The organism is Actinoplanes sp. NPDC051537, from assembly GCF_055586105.1.
Genome location: NZ_JBVJIU010000015.1, coordinates 70211 through 88619, shown reverse-complemented (window position 1 = coordinate 88619; position 18409 = coordinate 70211). Strand labels below are relative to the sequence as shown.

Annotated in this window: 23 protein-coding genes; 10 read left to right on the top strand and 13 right to left on the bottom strand. The window is 72.6% G+C overall.

Annotated features, from left to right (window positions below; translation table 11 throughout):
- Positions 1–88 precede the first annotated feature (88 nt).
- Complete coding sequence (locus tag ACZ6TB_RS32980) at positions 89–889, bottom strand: LysR family transcriptional regulator ArgP (RefSeq protein ID WP_465561046.1); 801 nt, start codon at positions 887–889, stop codon at positions 89–91.
- Between the two features lie 71 nt (positions 890–960).
- Here ACZ6TB_RS32980 and ACZ6TB_RS32975 point away from each other — a divergent pair, with 71 nt between their 5' ends.
- From ACZ6TB_RS32975 to ACZ6TB_RS32960, 4 genes are all read left to right on the top strand, one after another.
- On the top strand, positions 961–1557 hold the full coding sequence (locus ACZ6TB_RS32975; protein WP_465561043.1) for a LysE/ArgO family amino acid transporter: 597 nt from the start codon (positions 961–963) through the stop codon (positions 1555–1557).
- A gap of 60 nt (positions 1558–1617) precedes the next feature.
- Positions 1618–2652, top strand: coding sequence for a DNA polymerase III subunit beta family protein (locus ACZ6TB_RS32970; RefSeq protein WP_465561040.1), 1035 nt, complete (start codon positions 1618–1620; stop codon positions 2650–2652).
- Positions 2653–2749: 97 nt separating this feature from the next.
- Positions 2750–3493 (top strand): class I SAM-dependent methyltransferase, encoded by a 744-nt coding sequence (locus ACZ6TB_RS32965; protein ID WP_465561037.1) that lies wholly within the window; start codon positions 2750–2752, stop codon positions 3491–3493.
- A gap of 33 nt (positions 3494–3526) precedes the next feature.
- Positions 3527–4255, top strand: coding sequence for a carbon-nitrogen hydrolase family protein (locus ACZ6TB_RS32960; protein WP_465561034.1), 729 nt, complete (start codon positions 3527–3529; stop codon positions 4253–4255).
- Here the strand turns inward: ACZ6TB_RS32960 and ACZ6TB_RS32955 are convergent.
- Positions 4209–4937, bottom strand: a complete 729-nt coding sequence (locus ACZ6TB_RS32955; RefSeq protein ID WP_465561032.1) for a class I SAM-dependent methyltransferase — start codon at positions 4935–4937, stop codon at positions 4209–4211. The two genes, ACZ6TB_RS32960 and ACZ6TB_RS32955, sit on opposite strands and share 47 nt — an antisense overlap.
- Before the next feature lie 30 nt (positions 4938–4967).
- Between ACZ6TB_RS32955 and ACZ6TB_RS32950 the strand changes: the two genes are divergently transcribed.
- From ACZ6TB_RS32950 to ACZ6TB_RS32930, 5 genes are all read left to right on the top strand, one after another.
- A complete protein-coding gene (locus ACZ6TB_RS32950) occupies positions 4968–5360 on the top strand; it encodes a RidA family protein (RefSeq protein ID WP_465561029.1) in 393 nt (130 codons plus the stop codon).
- A gap of 398 nt (positions 5361–5758) precedes the next feature.
- Complete coding sequence (locus tag ACZ6TB_RS32945) at positions 5759–6268, top strand: hypothetical protein (RefSeq protein WP_465561027.1); 510 nt, start codon at positions 5759–5761, stop codon at positions 6266–6268.
- Positions 6269–6305: 37 nt separating this feature from the next.
- Positions 6306–6767, top strand: coding sequence for a hypothetical protein (locus tag ACZ6TB_RS32940; RefSeq protein WP_465561024.1), 462 nt, complete (start codon positions 6306–6308; stop codon positions 6765–6767).
- The gene (locus tag ACZ6TB_RS32935) at positions 6764–7462 is read left to right on the top strand and encodes a hypothetical protein (protein WP_465561022.1); all 699 of its coding nucleotides are present in this window, start codon (positions 6764–6766) and stop codon (positions 7460–7462) included. The genes ACZ6TB_RS32940 and ACZ6TB_RS32935 overlap by 4 nt, the downstream gene beginning before the upstream one ends.
- A gap of 367 nt (positions 7463–7829) precedes the next feature.
- The gene (locus tag ACZ6TB_RS32930) at positions 7830–8462 is read left to right on the top strand and encodes a hypothetical protein (protein ID WP_465561019.1); all 633 of its coding nucleotides are present in this window, start codon (positions 7830–7832) and stop codon (positions 8460–8462) included.
- 12 nt (positions 8463–8474) lie between these two features.
- Here the strand turns inward: ACZ6TB_RS32930 and ACZ6TB_RS32925 are convergent, their stop codons facing one another.
- From ACZ6TB_RS32925 to fdxA, 10 genes are all read right to left on the bottom strand, one after another.
- The gene (locus ACZ6TB_RS32925; RefSeq protein ID WP_465561017.1) at positions 8475–9815 is read right to left on the bottom strand and encodes a DUF4407 domain-containing protein; all 1341 of its coding nucleotides are present in this window, start codon (positions 9813–9815) and stop codon (positions 8475–8477) included.
- Between the two features lie 37 nt (positions 9816–9852).
- Positions 9853–10491 (bottom strand): SIMPL domain-containing protein, encoded by a 639-nt coding sequence (locus ACZ6TB_RS32920; protein ID WP_465561016.1) that lies wholly within the window; start codon positions 10489–10491, stop codon positions 9853–9855.
- 10 nt (positions 10492–10501) lie between these two features.
- Complete coding sequence (locus ACZ6TB_RS32915; protein WP_465561013.1) at positions 10502–11275, bottom strand: hypothetical protein; 774 nt, start codon at positions 11273–11275, stop codon at positions 10502–10504.
- Entirely contained in the window at positions 11272–11622 is a 351-nt protein-coding gene (locus ACZ6TB_RS32910) for a hypothetical protein (RefSeq protein WP_465561011.1), read from the bottom strand. The genes ACZ6TB_RS32915 and ACZ6TB_RS32910 overlap by 4 nt, the downstream gene beginning before the upstream one ends.
- The gene (locus tag ACZ6TB_RS32905) at positions 11622–12152 is read right to left on the bottom strand and encodes a hypothetical protein (protein ID WP_465561008.1); all 531 of its coding nucleotides are present in this window, start codon (positions 12150–12152) and stop codon (positions 11622–11624) included. The genes ACZ6TB_RS32910 and ACZ6TB_RS32905 overlap by 1 nt, the downstream gene beginning before the upstream one ends.
- 183 nt (positions 12153–12335) lie before the next feature.
- Positions 12336–13448: a S8 family peptidase gene (locus ACZ6TB_RS32900; protein ID WP_465561006.1), complete on the bottom strand. Its 1113-nt coding sequence runs from the start codon at positions 13446–13448 to the stop codon at positions 12336–12338.
- Entirely contained in the window at positions 13448–14935 is a 1488-nt protein-coding gene (locus tag ACZ6TB_RS32895) for a hypothetical protein (protein WP_465561003.1), read from the bottom strand. Before ACZ6TB_RS32895 ends, ACZ6TB_RS32900 begins: the two co-directional genes overlap by 1 nt.
- Positions 14932–15339: a hypothetical protein gene (locus ACZ6TB_RS32890; RefSeq protein ID WP_465561001.1), complete on the bottom strand. Its 408-nt coding sequence runs from the start codon at positions 15337–15339 to the stop codon at positions 14932–14934. Before ACZ6TB_RS32890 ends, ACZ6TB_RS32895 begins: the two co-directional genes overlap by 4 nt.
- Before the next feature lie 80 nt (positions 15340–15419).
- Positions 15420–16511 (bottom strand): succinyldiaminopimelate transaminase, encoded by a 1092-nt coding sequence (gene dapC, locus ACZ6TB_RS32885; RefSeq protein WP_465561495.1) that lies wholly within the window; start codon positions 16509–16511, stop codon positions 15420–15422.
- A complete protein-coding gene (gene fdxA, locus ACZ6TB_RS32880; RefSeq protein ID WP_465560998.1) occupies positions 16508–16831 on the bottom strand; it encodes a ferredoxin in 324 nt (107 codons plus the stop codon). The genes dapC and fdxA overlap by 4 nt, the downstream gene beginning before the upstream one ends.
- An 81-nt stretch (positions 16832–16912) precedes the next feature.
- On the opposite strand from fdxA, the gene ACZ6TB_RS32875 reads away from it, so the two are divergent.
- On the top strand, positions 16913–17887 hold the full coding sequence (locus ACZ6TB_RS32875) for a GNAT family N-acetyltransferase (protein WP_465560995.1): 975 nt from the start codon (positions 16913–16915) through the stop codon (positions 17885–17887).
- Here ACZ6TB_RS32875 and ACZ6TB_RS32870 read toward each other — a convergent pair.
- The gene (locus ACZ6TB_RS32870) at positions 17884–18354 is read right to left on the bottom strand and encodes a hypothetical protein (protein ID WP_465560992.1); all 471 of its coding nucleotides are present in this window, start codon (positions 18352–18354) and stop codon (positions 17884–17886) included. The genes ACZ6TB_RS32875 and ACZ6TB_RS32870 overlap by 4 nt on opposite strands.
- Between the last annotated feature and the right edge of the window lie 55 nt (positions 18355–18409).

The window sequence follows — 18409 nt, the reverse complement described above, 5'->3', positions numbered from 1 at the left end:
CGCTCCAACGGCTGAGCCCCTCCAACGGCTGAGCCCCTCCAACGGCTGAGCCGCTCCAACGGCTGAGCCGCTACACCATTGAGCCCGCTTATCGCAGCGCCGCGGCGGCCGCGTTCCGGACCGCCGCGGTGAGGTCGCGCAGCACCGTCGACTCGATCTTCCAGTACTGCCAATACAGCGGCACGTCCACAAACTTATCCGGAAATATCGGCTTATAGTGGCCGGCCTCGATGTCGGCCAGGGCGCGCTGCTCCGGGACCATGCCCCACCCCAGCCCGAGCCGGATCGCCTCGACGAAGGCGGCCGTCGCCGGGACGTAGTGGATCGGCACGTCGGCGCTCTGCCCGACCGACTCCAGGAACCGGTGCTGAAGCCGGTCCTTCCGGTTGTAGACGATCATCGCGGCCGGGTTGCCCACCGGCAGATAGCGCATCGCGCCCAGCCGTTCGAGCCGGCACCCCTGCACGGCGGTGTGCTCGGCGGTCACCGCCGCCATCGCGGTGCCGGACCGCAGCAGGTCGGCGGTGTAGTCCTGGTCGTCGGTGTGCAGCTCGTAGGCCGGCCCGGGCACCGCCGCGAGCGCCGGCAGGAACCAGGTGTCGAGCGAGTCGGCGTTCACCACGATCGAGACCCGGGCGCCGTCGTTCGCCTGGGCCAGCGCCTCCCGCTCCAGCAGCTCGACCTGCCCCGCGAACCGGACCAGCGCCTCCCCCGCCGGGGTCGCCACGCACGGCTTCGCCCGCCGCACCAGCACCTGCCCGACCGAGCTCTCCAGCGCCTTGATCCGCTGACTGACCGCCGAGGGCGTGACGTGCAGCTGCCGGGCCGCCGCCTCGAAGCTCCCGGCGCCGATCACCGCCTGGAATGTCGCGAGCTGCACCTGATCCACGTAAGAAATTCTAAACCAACGTCAAAATCTTTAGTTTGAGTACGCCGTGAGCACCGCCTAGCGTCAATCCGGTGCTCACCTCCCTGCTCGCCGGCTTCGTCGCGTCCGCCGTCCTGATCGTCGCGATCGGCGCCCAGAACGCCTTCGTCCTGCGTCAGGGCCTGCGGCGGGAACACGTGCTCGCGGTCGTGGCCGTCTGCGCCCTCTCCGACCTGCTCCTGATCCTGGCCGGCATCGGCGGCCTGGGCGCGGTGGTCACGGCCCGGCCGTCCGCCGTCACGGTCATCCGCTGGGTCGGGGCCGCGTTCCTGATCGCGTACGCCATCATGGCCGCCCGCCGCGCGATGCGCCCCACCAAGCTCACCCCCGCCGAGCGAGCCCCCGCCACCCTCGGCGCGACGGTGCTGACGTGCCTGGCCCTCACCTACCTGAACCCGCACGTCTACCTCGACACCGTCCTGCTGCTCGGCTCGGTCGCCCAGCGCCACCCCCACCGCTGGCTCTTCGGCCTGGGCGCCGCCGCCGCGAGCCTGGTCTGGTTCACGGCCCTGGGCGCGGGCGCGCACCGGCTCGCCCCGCTGCTGGCGAGGCCCGCCGCCTGGCGCGTGCTGGACGGCCTGATCGCCGTCGTGATGCTGGGCGTGGCCGCAACCCTCGCGATCGGTTAGCTTGCCGGGGTTGACCCTCCAGCAGGTCGAGGCGGCAAGGTCGGCGGGGTGCGAGGAGACATGCGCGGCATCGGTGAGGTGGCTCGGGCCAGCGGGCTGGCGGTCAGTGCGCTCCGGTTCTACGACGGGGCGGGCGTGCTGGTGCCGGCTCAGGTCGATCCGGCCACCGGCTATCGGTGGTACAGCGATGCCCAGGTGCGGGCGGCCCGGCTGATCGCCGGGCTGCGGCGGGTGGGACTTCCGGTCGCCGAGATCGCCGCGGCGGTGCGGGAGATGGACCAACCCGATGGCGTACGCCGCCGGCTGCACCGCCATCGGCAACGGCTCGAGGACGGCCTCGCCGACGCCCAGCGTGAGCTCCTTCGCATCCACGCCCTGCTGGACCTGGAGGAGAACCTGATGACCCGGATCACCCTGCCCGCCGCCGCCCTCGCCGCGAGCCTCGACGCCGTGCGGTTCGCGGCCGCCGCCGAGCCCGGCGGCCTGCTGCCCGGCGTGCTGTTCGACGCCGGCGACGACCTGCTCACGCTGGTCGCCACCGATCGCTTCCGGCTGGCCGTGGCCGAGCTGCCGGCCGCGGTCGAGGGGCCACCCGCCCGCCTGCTGCTGCCCCTCACGCTCGTCGACGGTCTGCGTGCGCTCGACGGCGAGATCACGCTGGACCTCGGTGAAGATGCGGTGCGGGCCGAGACGGGCGGCGCGGTCGTCGAGGGCAAGCCGCTCGCCGTGGACTTCCCGGACTACCGGCGACTGCTCGATCACGGGCGAGAGCCGACCGCCCGGGTCACCGTCGACACCGCGCGACTGCGCGAGATGGTCGCGGCGGCACCGGTCGCGACGCGGGAGCACGAAGGGTCGACGTACGACCTCGTGATCTTCGGTCTTGATCCCGAGGGAAGCGTGCGGCTGGCCACCGAGAGCGAGTGGTCGGCGGAGCAGCACGTGGCCGTGAACCGGGAGTTCCTGTTGCAGGCGCTGGACGCCGGTGGCGCCGGGCAACTCCTGCTGGAGCTGGACGGGCCGATCCACCCGCTCGCCGTGCGGGTGCCGGGCGAGTCGCGCTTCTCGATCCTCATGCCGGTGCGCAACAGCTAGCGCCCCGCCTCGCCGTTGCCATAACGTAACCATGTTTCGAGCTTGAGTCGCGTCACAACCCGGGCGGGCTCATAGGTGGCCTGGCTAACGTCGGCATGTGCGCAGCGGGCAGCAGTACGGCGAGCCGGTCGAGTCGACCGCGACGGCTCTCGGCGAGCGCGCCACCGGCTGGGAGTTCGCCTGGCTGGACGGCCGCCCCGGGGAGCCCTCCTGGTCGTACCCGGAACTCGCCCGTGCCCTCGTGCGCCGGGCCACCGCCGTGCTCGACCTCGACACCGGCAGCGGGGAGCTCCTCGCCGAGCTCGCCCCGCTGCCGGCGCACACCGTCGCGGTCGAGAGCTGGGCCCGCAACACCCCCGTCGCCCGCGACCGGCTCGCACCCTTCGGCGTGCCGGTGCTGACCGAGCTGCCCGGCGGCGAGGACGAGTTCGACGTGGTGCTCAGCCGGCACGGGCGACTGCCGGCCGCCGACATCCTCCGCCTGCTGCGACCGGGCGGCCACCTGCTCACCCAGCAGGTCGGCAGCGACGACCTGGCCGAGATCAACCGGCTTCTGGGCGCCCCGCCCGCCTACCGCCAGCCGTGGAACGCCGAGGTCGCGGCGGCCCGGCTGCGGGCCGGCGGCCTCGAGGTGACCGACATCCGCGAGGAGCACCCCGCGCTGGTCTTCGCCGACGTCGGGTCGGTCGTGCGCCGGCTGCGTGATCTGCCCTGGCAGATCCGGGACTTCACCACCGAGCGGTACGAGAAGGGCCTGGAGCGGCTCGACTCGATCATCCGGCTACGCGGTCCCCTCACGGTGACCGCCCATCGATTCCTGGTCCAAGCCGTTCGCCGCTAGCCAGCACCGACCCCCCGAAGGAATGATCGGCCCATGCGCTCCTTGGTCATCGCCGTCGCCCAGCCGCGCGTCGTCTCCCTCGACGTCGCCACGAACGCGACCCGCCACGCCGCCGCCGTCCGCGCGGCCGCGGCCCGGGTCGTGGTCTTCCCCGAGATGTCGCTGACCGGGTACGAGCTGGAGGCGCCGGAGCTCGCGCTCGACGATCCCCGGCTCGCGCCGCTGGTCGAGGCGTGCGCGGCCACCGACACGATCGCGCTGGCCGGGGCGCCGGTCGACGGGCCGTACATCGGCATGCTGGCCGTCGACGGCGGCGGCGTCCGCGTCGCGTACCGCAAGAGGCACCCGCACACCACCGAGGAGCGCTTCCGGGCCGGGCCGTCGCCCGCGGTGCTCGAGGTGGACGGTTGGCGGCTGGGCCTGGCGATCTGCCGCGACACCGGCATCCCGGAGCACCTCGCGGAGACGGCGGAGCTGGGCATTCACGCGTACGTCGCGGGCGTCGTCGACCCGCCCGAGGGCGAGACGGTGGCGGCCGAGCGTGCCCGGCTCGCCGGCCAGGCGTACGGCGTCTGGGTGGCGACCTCGTCGTTCGCCGGACCGACCGGCGGCGGCTACCCCGAGACGGCCGGCCGCTCCGGCATCTGGGCCCCGGACGGCCGGGTGGCGGCGCGAGCCGGCCGCGCGCCCGGCGAGATCGCCCGGGCGACGATGGTCAGGGCCTACGACCGAGCACCAGTGTCGTCCGCAAATCGAGGGTGACCTCGCCGCCGAAATCGTCGAGCAGCGCGCCGAGCCCGTCGAGCGTGCGTTTGCGCACCGCGTCGGAGTGGCGGCGGAACGGCGAGAACGTCTGCATCAGCGCGAGGTAGCGCTCCTTCGAAAAGACCGGCCGGGCGTGGAAGCGCCGCTCCTCGACGTCGGACCAGATGCCCGCGGCCGTCATGTCGTCGAGCACCCAGTGCTCGTCCTTGTCGGGCACGTCGGGGTCGATCCGGGTGAGCAGCTCGCCGATCGCCCGGGACTGCGCGGCGTCGAGGACGTCGTAACGGTGGTAGAAGATCGCCAGAACGCCCCCGGGCGCGAGCGCGTCGAAGGCCCGTCGATGGCGGGTCCCGGGGTCCATCCAGTGCCAGGCGGTGGCGCAGGCGATCAGGTCGGGCCGCCGGGCCGGCCGCCAGTCCTCGAACGTCGTCGTCTCGACGCCGACCCCCGGGAACTTGGCCCGCAGAACGTCGGCCATCCGCGGGTCGGGCTCTATCGCGGTGAGCGGTCTCTCCAGGCGGAGCAGCAGCTCGGTGGCCTTGCCGGTGCCGGCTCCGAGATCCACGATCTCGTCGGGCATCCGTTCGCCGTACGCGATGATCGCCTGTCGCACCTCGTCCGGGTAACCGGGCCGGACGTCGTCGTAGATCGATGCCACCTCGCCGAAGACCCGTGTCATCGCACGACCGTAGCGGCTAGGCTCGCCCGCATGCAGCACCACATCCGGCCCGAGGGGACGCCGCCGGTCAACGGCTACAGCCACGCCGTCTCCTTCGACGGGCCGATGCTGCTGATCTCGGGCCAGGTGCCGCTGGACGCGACCGGCCGCCTGGTCGGCTACGACGACACGGCCGAGCAGACCCGCCAGGTGTTCCGCAACATCGTCGCCATCCTCGACGACGCCGGCGCCACCATGGCCGATGTGGTGAAGCTGACCGTGTTCCTGACGAACATGGCCGACCTGGCGGCGTTCCGCACGGTCCGCGACGAGTTCGTGGACGTGTCCCGCCCGCCGGCCAGCTCGCTGGTCCAGGTCGGCGGTCTGGTGCATCCGGGGTTCCGGGTCGAGATCGAGGCGATCGCCGCCCGGCCCCGGCGCTGACATAACCTAACGCGGTATGCCTCTTTCGAGGAAGCATTAACCCATTAGGGCCGGAAATAGTGCGGCCGGTACGCGATTTTTGCCCCCGCTTTTTCACGTTCAGCCGCCGTCCAGGCTATTTTGATCTCCCTCTGGGTTGAGAAGATGGCGGACTGTTGCTAGCGGCAACACTTCCCTGGTGGCAATAGTTGCACCGAGCTCGGAAACGCTGATCAGCGGCGTGCGGCTCCGCCTTTCGGGGTAACCGGAACGGTCGCGGGCGGCTGGCGCAGCGTTCGGATAGGGCGAACGGAATACCTATCGCCCGACGATTCCGCGTCGGTCATCTTGGTCGCAGCGCCGGACGCCGAAACGGGCCGGCCACACCGAACAATGACCGTTCCAGGAGGAACTCCCCCATGCGCAAGCTCACCAAGCGTTCCGTCGCTTTCCTCGGCGGCACGGCCCTCGCCATCACCGGCGGAACCGCGGCCTTCGCCTACGCATCCGGGTGGTTCAACGGCCAGGGCAACGCGTCCGCGACGAGCTCGACGATCCAGCCGGTGATCGCCAACATCACCAACGTCGGGAACGTGTGGCCGGGGCACGCCGTCAACGCGACCGCGTCGATCGGGAACTACAACGAGTACCCGGTTACCGCGACGACCGTGGACACCAGCACGATCCTCGTCAAGGTCTACGACAACCAGGCCGCGGTCAACAACAACAGCGAGAGCGGCACCTGCAACCAGGGGATGGCCCACATCGTCCTCAACGACAACCCCGACGACGTCGACATCGCGCCCAACACGACGGTCAACGCGACGTTCAACGGCTTCGTCGGAATGGAAGCCGCGGCCGACCCGGCCTGCGCGGGGAAGATCTTCAAGATCACGTTCAAGCTCAACGGCGAACTGCGCTCGGCCTGATCCCGGCTCTCCCACCGAAAGCGCAGGAGCTTGAAGCGTGAGATGGCGGACGACAATCACCGCGCTGGCGTTGATCGTCCTTCCCCTGGCGACCCTCGGATCGCCCGGGCGGGACGGGCTCGACCGGCCGCAACTGATCCTGGTCGGGCGGGACGGCAGCAGCCCGGACCGGTTCACCGTGGAGGGAACGTCGGTCCGGGGTTTGTATCCGGGCGCCGCGCAACGAATCAGGCTCACCATCGTCAATCCCGGCCGATGGACCCTGCGGATCGACCGGCTCGGTGGGAGAGTCGTCAGGACCTCGCGCCACGGGTGCCCGACCTCGGGGCTGCGCGTCTCGAACTACGGCGGCCGGCTGCCGGCCCTGGTCCGGGCGCACGGCCGCACCACGTTGCCGGGGACGCTGGCGGTGACCATGCCGCCGAACACGACGCCGAAGTGCGCCGCGACCAGGTTCACGATCGGCCTGTTCGGTGTCGGTGCGAGGACCGGCCGATGAGGCGACCGCTCACCTACCTGGTGGTCGCGGCCGTGGTCGGCGCCGTCGTCGTCGCGGGCACGATGGTCGCCCGCGCCGACTGGGCGATTCCCAGCAAGGCGGTCTCGTTCCGGGTGCGCTCGGAGACGATGCCGCGCGGGGTCACGCCGAGCGTCGCGAAGCAGGGCGCCGGCGCGCTGGTCAGCTGGAGCGCGCAGGAGCTCGCGCCCGGCGACCGGATGGACCGGTACGTGGTCACGGCGCACAGCGTGAGCGAACCGCCGCTCCCCGACGTCACGCACACCGTGGCCGCCGGCGGCGGAGCGAGCGAGTCGGTCGCCTTCGCGGCGGCGGAGGTCGCGGGCGGGAAGTGGTATTGGACCGTCGTCCCGCGGTACCGGCTCTGGGTGGGCGAGGAGAGCGGCAGGAGTCAGCGCCTCTCCTTCCCCGGCACGCCGGCCGCACGGGCGGCCGGTGCCGGCCCGGCCACCGAGGCGGCAGTGGCCGGGCCCATCGATCCCGTGGCGACCGCCGAGCCGGCCACCATTGCCCCGGCCACCAGCGAGCCGGCGGCCACGATCGCGCCCGCCACCGCGGCGCCGGATGACACTCCCCGCGCGACGCCGGCCGAGACCCGGCCGGCGTCGCCCGAAACCACACCCAGCCCGGTCGCCACCGGGAGCGACGAGTCCGCGCCTACCGTCGCTTCCGGCTGAGCCGATCGGGAAATGGTCGAGCCCCCGGCAGGGTCCCGTAGCCGGGGGCTCGATCTATTTCTTGGGCGCGTACGGATTAAGCCGAGCGGGTGCGCTTGCATTTGCCGGGACCCGCCACTTCCTTGATTAAATGCAGGGGCCACGACCAGGGGATACGTTGAGCCGGACGCGTCACCCTAAGGGGTTAGGCCGGACAGCCGCTCCTGTGCGATATATGCGCGCACAACGGCGGACGGAATGCCGATCACACGACCCGGGGTCGTCGGGGAACGTTGAATACACAGTTCTACCCGGTCCTTGAGGAGGAACGCGCCCGCATGCGAACGCTCGGCAGACGGCTCGCCGCCGAAGGATTTGAGGCGCGCTCGTGATCAGGCTCGACTCGCTCACCCGGCGGCGCGACAGCGCCGCGAAGCGGGAGCAGAACGGGCACATCGAGTTGCGCCCGTCCGATCACGAGGAACCGACCTGGGAGGTGCGACGGCCCGGCGACACGCGACGCCGCCGGCTGGACGGACGAACCCGGGCGATCCTCTCGGTGGCCGCGGCCGCGGCGGTCGTGGTGAACGCCGGCGCCGCGTGGGTCTACTGGCGGATCACCGGCTCCGAGACCGGGCACTGGAACGCGGGCTCGGCGGTGGAGCTCGCGCTGCGGGCCCGGTCGGACCTCAACCATCCGCTGCTCCCGGGGCAGGTCGGCAACCTGACGGTCACGGTGACCAACGATTACGACTACCCGATCCGGATCACCTCGATCGCCACCGGCGCGGGCAACATCGTCGCCGACCCCGAGCATCGCGAGCGCGGCTGCAAGGACGTGCGGGTGCGGCTGACCCGGCAGCGGTTCGTGGTGTCGTGGGAGGTGCCGCGCAACTCGATCGGAGCGTTCACCCTCGACGACGCGCTGGCGATGACCCCCGACGCGGACGGCTCGTGCAGCGGCGCGATCTTCACGGTGCCGGTGCAGGCCTCGGGGATCAGCCGGAACGCGATGTCCTAGAAACGCGATGTCCTAGACCTGGTCGGTCTCGGCGGCCAGCTCGTGGAAGTGCCGGCCGCCCGCCGGGAGCGCGCGCACGTCGTCCTCGGTGAGGATCACGGGCGCCCGGCGGTGGCGGCCGGCCGGGTGGGCGGTCAGCCGGAGGATCTCGTCGGGAACGACCACGGCCGTCCGCAGCACCTCGCTCGCGCGCTCGGCCGACTCCCGGGCCACCCGCTCGTCGTTGCTGGCCGCCTCGATGCCCTCGGCGATCACCTTGGCCATCGCCGCCCCGTACGTCCGCGCGTCGTGGATCTCCCGCTCGTGCAGCAGGGCCGCCTCGTGCTCGCGGCGCCGCGCGATCCGGGCCTCGTTGCGCTCGTAGGCGTTGCCGCGCGAGACGAACTTGAGCCCGACCGCGGCGCAGTCGAGCGCGACCAGCAGCAGCGTGATGCCCAGGTAGAAGATGCCGACGCCCCAGAAGTCGGCGGTGACCAGGTGCCACATGGCGGCCGTGCGGGCGCCGAAGCCGGAGTCGGCCCGGATCGCCCGGCTGTTGGCCAGCCGCTGGTCCTCGACCTGCCGGGTAAGCGAGGCCTGCTCGGCGGCGCGGGCGTCGCGGGCGGACCGCTGGGTGTCGAGCAGCGCCCCGGCCTGCCGGTCGAGCGCGGCGGCCTGGTCGTCGAGGCTGCGGGAACGGCTCACGAGCGTGGCGCAGTAGCCGCCGCGCGGGCAGCCGGTCGAGCGGGAGACGCCGTCGCCGGCCGAGTCGTCGACGGCCTGCTGGTAGAGCAGCCGGGCATCGGAGCGCTTCTGGGCGGCGCGGGCGCTCAGATCGCGTACGGCCGCATCGTCGTTGTCCGTTTGTTCTTTGAGCTGGTCGAGCCGGGCCGTCCAGGTGCCGATCACGCCGTCGGTGTCGATGCGGCTGAGCTGCTGGTTGTGCACCTCGTTGAGCCGCGCGTCGATCTCGCCCTGGTAGCGGGCGAGCATCAGCGGCTCGGTGATGATCGCGGCGAACAGGATCGCGAGGCCGAGGCGGCTCACGTAGAGGCCGAGGGTGGGCTTGCGCAGGAACTCGCGCGGGTCGGTGGAGTCGAGCTTGTCGTAGCTGATCGACACCCGGCCGACCACCGCCCGGTCGAACGCGACCACCCCGGCCGCCACCAGCGGGCCGACCAGCCAGCGGTACCAGGGGTGCGCGTAGTCGGAGCTGGCGTCGATGAAGGCGGCGCCGCCGACCGTGGCGTACACGAGGTACAGCAGGATGAAGGCGCCGACCGCCGAATACAGCACCCGGTCGGTGTGGGTGATCACGCTGTCCGGGTTGACGTTCGCCACCCGCAGCAGGACGTCGCGGCGACCCTTGGGCATGGTGCCGAGTCTTACGGATCATGCCCGGGCGTGTGGTTTATTCCGTCAGATCCGGCTCGGTGATGGTCACCTTCACCAGCACCGACGCCTGTACGGTCTGGCGCTGCGGGTCGAGCTGAAGGACCGGCGCGGCGTCGTAGGCCACCGACCGCGCGGAGATCGCCATGATGCCGCCTCCGCCGCCGGCGACCTCGTCGGAGATCTCCACCAGCTTGTCGATGCGGCTGCCGACGGCCGCGGCGTACTCCCGGGCGCGGTCGAGCGCGTCGGCGATCGCGGCCTTCCGCACGTCGGCGCCGGCCTTGCTGCCGCGCCGCAGCTGCCACCACGGGCCGTGGATCGAGGCCTCGGCCAACCCGGCGAGGCGCGGCAGCATCTCGCCGAGAACCCCGAAGTCGCTCACGGTCACCGAGGTGTCGATGGTGCCGACGTACGCCACGGGCCGCTCGCCGGCGCGCTTGAAATCGGGATAGACCTGGAAGCCACCGGTCTCCCGGCGCTCGATCGCCTCGCCGTAGCCGTCCAGCAGGGAGCGCAGCACCGCCGAGCTCTCGGTGAGTCGGGCCAGCACCGCGTCCTTGTCCTTCCCGCGGACCGACACCGAGACGCTGAAGACGGCCAGCTCGGGCGGCACCTCGCGGCTCGCCTCACCGCGGACCAGAATCGTCGGCTGCATGGCGTCGACGCTAGGCCATGGTGGCCGCCGAGGGCCACGCCCCGAACGCGGGCACGTCGGCGCGCGCCAGCGTGGCGGCGAAGTGGTCCTGGAGGTCGCGGGCCCAGCCGGCGAGGCGCTGCTGGGCTCCCTCCAGGTGATCGCCGATCCGGTCGAGCGTGGTCACCAGGCGGGAGACGTCGCCGGCCGCCGCGGCGCCGGCCTCGACCGCGGCGGCGGCGAACCTCGCGATCAGGTCGGCGCCGAGATGGCCGACGTTCGTGACGTACGCGATGTTGGCCGCCCCGATCCCGGCCAGCCAGCGAGCCGAGGCCGCGACCTCGACCGCCGCCGCGTCGGCCGCGCCGGCCTGCTCGTGGACCCGCCGGTCGTACGCCTCCCGGGCCCGTCCGCTCCAGGTCTCGAGCTCGCCCCGGCCGGTCATGTCGGCGGACAGCCCCGACAGATGCTGGGCGGCGGCGCCCAGCGTGATCGCCGAGTCGAAGAGCGCCAGCACCGGCACCGACCGCGCCGCCGTCTTGGCCAGCGTCTCGACCAGCGCGTCGACGGCCGGGCTCATCCGGGCCACCCAGGCGTCGGCGGTGGTGATCGCCCGGTGGACCTCCGCGTCGTAGGTGCCCGCGATCGCCGCCCACACCGGATCGGCGCCCAGCCGATGCGCCCGATGCAGCAGGTCGTGCAGGGCGTCGACCAGCCGCTGCCAGGCGCCCGGCAGTTTCGCCGACGCCTCCTGCACCAGGTCGGCCGCCTCCCGGAACGCGCCGAGCCCCTGCTCGATCGTCATCCCCACACCCCGCGCATCCGATCGGCGACGGCCTGGTCGCCCTCGTCGTACCGCTCGGCCGACGCGCGCAGCGCCCGGGCCATCCGGTCGAACTCGTCGCCGGCCTGTTCGAGCAGGCCGGCGAGGCGGTCGTGGCTGGCCGCCCACGCCTCGGCCAGCCCGCGTGCGGCCGGCGCCTCGCCCGGGTCGACCACCGAGAACGCGCTCGGGTGCAGCGCCAGGTAGGCGACCCGGCCGTGCGCCCGGGCCATCGTGTCGGCCAGGTCGTCCCAGCTCTTGGCCTGCGCCCGCATGGCCGACCCGGCGGCGGCGAAATCGTGGTCGGCCATGGGGTCGTGGTCGGCCATCACGACTCCCAGCGGACCCGGGTCAGCTCGGTCAGCGCCTCGCGGGCGTCGGCCACCAGCCGGTCGGTGTCGGCCACGGTCAGCCCCGCCGCGACCTCGGCGCCGTCGATCCGGCTGCCCCGCACGTGCAGGCGGAACAGGCCGCGCGGGCCGGCGATGACCCGGGCCGCCTGCTGTTCGCGCAGCCTCTTGTCGGCGTCGTCGATCAGCCGGTAGGCCTCGGCGATCCGGCCGCGGGCGGCGTCGAGGAAGCCTTCGTCGGCCACCGGCGGCAGCGACGCGGGCACCTCTTCCGCCACGGCCGGTAACGCAGCGTGGCCGAGCCGACGCAAGATCATCGGAACCAGCGCGGCCTTGAGCCGAGCGGTCTCCAACGCCTCGAGCAGGCCGGCGGCCACCCGCGCCGGACCCAGCGACGCCGGCCACCCCGGAAGCAGGCTGACGTCCAGAAACCGGCCCACGGCGTCGACCACGGCAAACGCCGTGCCCGTACGGTCCGGGCCGGTGATCCGGTCGAGCCGGATCGCCATTGTCTCTACTTCGGTCACGAATCGGCGCACGTCCCCCACGCGCGCGTCGTCGCTCCGGTCCGCTTGGACGGATGAATGCACCGTCGATCCCCCCAGATCTGAGCGGCACTGAGAGTAACGCACGGCGGTGTGCGCATTCGACCCCACGAATGCGTTCGTTCGTGCCAATCCCGTGGCGCTCGATCAGGACGTCCGGCGGCGCAGCCTCACGATCAGGACGACGACGAGCACGATGATCAGCAGCAGCGCGAGGATCGCGACCGGGAACAGCCAGGCCGGAAGGCCGGTGTCCGTGCTGGCCGGCGGGGCCGCGGCCGGTCCCTGGGCGTTGACGTCGGAGTCGGCCGGCTTGGTGGTGGTCGCCGCGGCGCTCGGTGGCGTGCGGGGCGCGGTCAGGGCGGCGATGGCGTCGAGCTGGCCGTAGCCGTATTTGTCGTCGCGCCCCTTCGGACCCCGGTCGGTCGCCGTGCGGGTGAGCCGGTCGACGACCTCGGCCGCCGACATGTCCGGGTACTTCGCCCTCATCAGGGCGGCGATTCCGGAGACCAGCGCGGTCGAGTCGCTGGTTCCCTGGGCCACGACGTATTTGTTGTGCGGCCGGGCGACGGTCATCTGCGTGCCGTAGGCGACGAGGTCGAGCTCCGGTCCGTACGCGGAGAAGTCGGCGACCTTGTTGTTGCGGTCCACCGAGCCGACCGCGAGCACGTTGTCGAGCTTCGCCGGCATCTGGACCGGCCCGGGGTCGTTGCCCGAGCCGGCGACCAGCACCACGTCGGCGGCGGCCGCCTCGTTGACCGCCTTCTGCATGATGTCGTCGCCGTGGCCGATGGTGAACGACATGTTGATGACCTTGGCGCCGTGCGCGATCGCCCAGCGGATGCCGTCGGCCGCCACCCCCGGTTCCTCGGTCGGGCTCACCGACATCACCTTGCTGCGCGGGGCGACGCCGAGCAGGCCGTCGCCGCTGCCGTGGCCCCGGCCCGCGATCAGCGTCGCGATGCCGGTGCCGTGCGGCCAGGTGTCGAGGTTGTCGTCGGGGACCTTGCGGGCCGTGTTCCACCCGGGCAAGGTCGCGCCGCGCAGGTCCTGATGGGTCTTGTCGACACCGCTGTCGAGCACGGCGACGATCACGCCCTCGCCGCCCTTGCCCAGCTCCTGGGCCTCGGCGAGCTTCATCGGGCCGAAATACCACTGTGCGGCCCGCTGGGCGTCGGCCCGGGCCGGCGTGCCCGGCAGCAGGGCCACGAGAAGGGCGGCGCCGAGTGCCGCGCCGCCCGTCCGCAGGGATCGGATCACTACCGCCAACCGATCACGTTCGGGCCCGGGTCGTGCCGGGGGTTGTCCGACGACGGGGCGATCACCGGGTTCACGCCCTCGGCGACCTCCCACGGGTTGTCCGGGTCGAAGTCGTAGTCGTCCTCGCGGCCGCCCGCGCGCCGGCCGCCGCGGCCCGGCATCCCGTTCATGCCCGGGCCGGCGCGGTTGGCGCCGACCTCGTCGTTCGGCAGCCACGGGGGCCGGGCCGGCTTCGTGGCGCGTCCGCCCCGCCCGCCGGCACCCTCGCCGGCCGCGCCGAGGCCGGCGCGACCGCCGCGACCGCCACCGGGCTCGCCGATGCCGCCGCCGAGCCGGCCACCCCGGCCGCCGACGCCGCCACCGCGACCGCCGAGGCCGCCGCCGCCCGCGCCCATCGGCATGCCGCCACCGCGGCCGCCGGCCGCGCCGGGCTCGCCGATGGTCCCGCCGAGCCGGCCGCCCGGACGAAGGCTGCCGCCGCGGCCGCCGCCGGCCGAGATCGGGGTGCCACCGCCGCCGGTCGGCATCAGGCCGGGCACGTACCCGCCGCCGCCACCGCCACCGCCGATGCCGGGGGTGGGCAGCGTGCCGCCGCCACCGCCGATGCCGGTTGTCGGCAGGGTGCCGCCACCGCCGCCCACGGCCGGGGGCTGCCCCGGAGTGATCACGCCGGCCAGGTCGGGGCCTCCGCCGGAGACGCTCCCGCCGCCGCCGACACTGCCCACCCCGCCGCCACCGACCGAGCCGCCGCCGCCGCCGACGCTCCCGCCGCCGCCGAGATCGCCCGGGCCGTCCACGCTGCCGCCCTGGTCGCCGTCGGGCAGCGTGGCGTCGTGGCCGGGCAGCTGCGGGGGCGGGTTGTGCGGCACCTCGGCCGTGATCCCGCGCGAACCCGACCCGCCGGTCTTGCCACCGCCGCCGCCCGGCGGATCGCCGCCCGGCGGCTCGTCGATGCTCCCGCCGTCGATGTTCAGCGAGTACGCCTCGGGCACCTTGAGCTGGGCCACCGAGTCCTCGACCGCCTGCTCCGCGGTGATCATCGCGTTGCGGGCGTCCTTGTCGATGTCGTCCTCGGCGTGGTCCCACCAGTTCGGGACCCAGTCGTCGCTCTTGTCCTTGTACTTGTCCCAGAGCGGCTGGATCGTCGTCTTCGCCTTCTGGATCGCGGTCACGATGTTGTCGAGGCCGCTGCCGGTCGAGTCGGCGTCGGCCGAGGCCGTGTCGAGCTTCGCGATCAGGATGTCGAGCTCGTTGACGAAGGCGGCCGACGACGCGTTCTCCTCCGGGGGCCAGGCGGCCACCAGGTCGGCGCGGGCGGTCAGCAGCGCCGTGCGCTGGCTGCGCACCGAGCCGGCCAGCGTGCGCCAGGCGCTCACCTGGTCACGGCCGGCGTTCTCGTCCTCGTCCATCACCATCGACCAGAGCCGGGGCGTGTTGTACGCACCCCAGTTCGTGCACCAGCTGCTGGTCAGCACCGGGTCGCTCATACCGCCCTCCCCCCTCCGTACGGGCGGCCGTCGATCTCGGCCTGTCGCTTCCGCGAGTCCGTCACCGCCTGCGACATCAGCCCGCGCACCTCGTCGGCCCGCTGGCCGGCCCGCCCGTCGGTCTCCTGGACGGCCGCGGCGACCTTGGACGCCGCGTCGGCCAGGATCCGCGCCGCGTCCATGTAGGCGTGCACGTTGTTCGTGTGCGCGATGAGCGCGTCCACGTACCGCTGCTTGGCCGCGTGCACGCCGCCGCTCGCGTTCGCGGCGCCGAACGTCACGCCCTGCGAGAGATCGACGCTCGCCCGCGAATAGCCGGCGTCGAGCGTCGCGCTCGTATCGTTCTGCACCTGGTTGGAGAACTTGTTAAGCCCGTCGGTCTCGACGCGCACCCCGTCAGCCACGACCGCCTCCCCGCAGCGTCGTCATCCTGCATCGCACCCATGAGGGTAACGATGGGCGTCGACACGACGAAACCCCGGTATCAGGTCAACCGGGAAGCGGCCGCGGCCACCCGTTCGTCCGTCGCGGTCAATGCGATGCGCACGTGCCGTGCCGCGGCGGGGCCGTAGAACACGCCCGGAGCTGCGAGGATGCCCTTCTCGGCGAGGCCGTCGACGGTCTGCCAGCAGTCCTCGCCCCGGCTCGCCCACAGGTAGAGCCCGGCCTCGGATTGACTGATCTCGAATCCCGCCTTCACCAAAGCGATGCGCAAGATGTCGCGCCGGGCGCCGTAGAGCTCCCGCTGCCGGTCGACGTGCGCCTCGTCGCCGAGCGCGGCGATCATCGCGGCCTGCACCGGCGCCGGCACGATCATGCCGGCGTGCTTGCGGACCGCGAGCAGGCCGGCGACGAGCGCCGGGTCGCCGCCGAGGAAGCCGGCGCGGTAGCCGGCCAGGTTCGACCGCTTCGAGAGCGAGTGCACGGCGAGCACGCCGGTGTAGTCGCCGCCGGTGACCGCGTCGTCGAGCACCGACACCGGCCGGGTCTCCCAGCCGAGCGCCAGGTAGCACTCGTCGCTGACCACGGTCACGCCCCGCTCGCGCGCCCAGGCGACGACCTTGCGCAGGTGCTCGACCGGGAGCACCTTGCCGGTCGGGTTGGACGGCGAGTTGATCCAGATCAGCTTGACCCGGCGGTCGGGACCGAGGGCGGTCAGCGAGTCCGACCGGACCACGGTCGCGCCGGCGAGCAGGCCGCCGACCTCGTACGTCGGGTAGCAGACCGACGGGATCACCACGACGTCGCCGGAGCGGACGCCGAGCAGCGTGGGCAGCCACGCGACCAGCTCCTTGGAGCCGATCGTGGGCAGCACGCCGAGCTCGCCCGAGGCGTTGCAGGCCCGGGCCAGCCACCCCGCGATCGCCGCGCGGAGCGCCGGGGTGCCCGCGGTGAGCGGGTAGCCCGGCGCGTCCGACGCGTCCGCGAGCGCGGCGCGGATCAGCTCGGGGACCGGATCGACCGGGGTGCCGACCGACAGGTCGACGATCCCGCCGGGATGCGCGGCGGCCTTGGCCTTCGCCGGCTCCAGCAGGTCCCAGGGGAAATCCGGCAGGGCCGACGCGAGAGCGCTCAGCTCTCGCCCCGGGGCGGCTGCGCGGCCACGAACGGCGTGTCCTTGTCGATCTTGCCCTTCTTGGCGGCGCCGCCCGGCGAACCCAGGTCCTCGAAGAACTCGTAGTTCGCGTTCGTGTAGTCCTTCCACTGGTCGGGCACGTCGTCCTCGTAGAAGATCGCCTCGACCGGGCAGACCGGCTCGCACGCACCGCAGTCCACACACTCATCGGGGTGGATGTAGAGCATCCGGTTGCCCTCGTAGATGCAGTCGACCGGGCATTCTTCGATGCATGCCTTGTCGAGCACATCGACGCAGGGCTCAGCGATGATGTAGGTCACGGGTCTTTCCCTCCAAAGCCACGCCGCGGATCCGCCGGCGACAGTTGCAGAGCCTAGTATCTCCGCCGGAGGAGGTGACACGTGCTCCGTCGGCAGGATGTGGGACACCGGGTGGTGGTACGCCGGATTGTAGGCGTATCGCCGGAACGAACGCTGTATTCGGATGCCCTGGGAGAGCTGGTCGCCCTCACCGAGACGGATCTCACGATCGCCACCGACAAGGGCACGCTGCGGGTGCCGCTGGGCGAGGTTCACCGGGCCAAACGCGTCCCGGCCGCCCGTCGCCCGCCGGCCGCCGACGTCATCGCCCTCGAGCTCGCGGCCAACGACGCGTGGCCCGCCCCGATCCAGTCCCACCTGGGCGGATGGATCCTGCGGGCGGCCGGGAACTGGACGGGCCGGGCCAACTCGGCCCTGGCGGTGGGCGACCCCGACCGGACGCTCGAGGCCGCCATCGACGCGGTGGCCGAGTGGTATTCCGCACATGGCCAGCAACCGCTGATCAACGCGCCGATGCCGCTGGCCGCCCCGGTCAGCGCCGCCCTCGACGACCGCGGCTGGACAGCGCGGCCGCTCACCCTGGTGCAGACCACGTCGATCGCCGCCCTGCTGGCCGCGGTGCCGGCCCAGGCCGACCTGCCGCCGGTCGATCTCGCCGACGCGCCCGGCGACGAGTGGTACGAGATGGTCGCCGAGCACAAGGGCGACCTGCCGCCGGCCGCGCACCGCATCCTCACCGGCGTGCCCGAGGTCGTCTTCGCCCACGTCCGCGACGCCGGCGGCGAGCTGATCGCGGTGGCCCGCGGCGCGGTGACCGGCCCGGGCCGCTGGCTCGGCGTCTCGCTGCTGCAGACCGCGCCCGCCGCCCGCCGGCGCGGCATCGCCCAGCAGGTGGTGCGCGGCCTGGCCCAGTGGGCGACGCAGCGCGGCAGCACCCGCGCCTACCTCCAGGTGGAGGAGCGGAACACGGCCGCGGTCGCGCTCTACGGCCGGGTGGGCTTCAGCACCCACCACACGTACCTGACCCGGGAAGCTCCCGTCGCCCAGGCGTCCTAGCGGCGAACGACCTTGCGCGGCTTCGCGGCGCGCGTCTCGGTGTAGGCCTTGAGCGAGCGCGACCGGTAGTCGCGGCCGAGCATCACGGCCAGCCAGTAGCCCAGCAGCGTGCCGACGATCGCGAAGCCGGCGTACAGCCAGATCTGCGAGAAGAAGTCGCCGGCGCCGCTCTTGAACGGCTCGCCACCGCTGATGAACGGTCCGACCAGGACGGTCAGGAGCATGCCGCCGACGGCGCCGAACACGAGGTCGGGCAGCAGCCAGTCGCTCGGCCGTTTGCGTTGACTGGCGAAGAAGGTCCAGACGGCGAGCGTCAGGCCGATCACCCCGAACATGACCAGGGTGGTGCGGCTCTCGGCCGAGTCGTCGCCGTCGAACCAGAGGCGGATGATCAGGCGGGCCACCACGTTGATCGCGAACAGCCCGACCGCCAGCGCCACGGGCGCGAACCAGCGCTGCTGCCTCATTTCGTCCTCCCGGGGACGCAACGGATGGTGGCTCGGGATCCTAACGCCGGGTGAA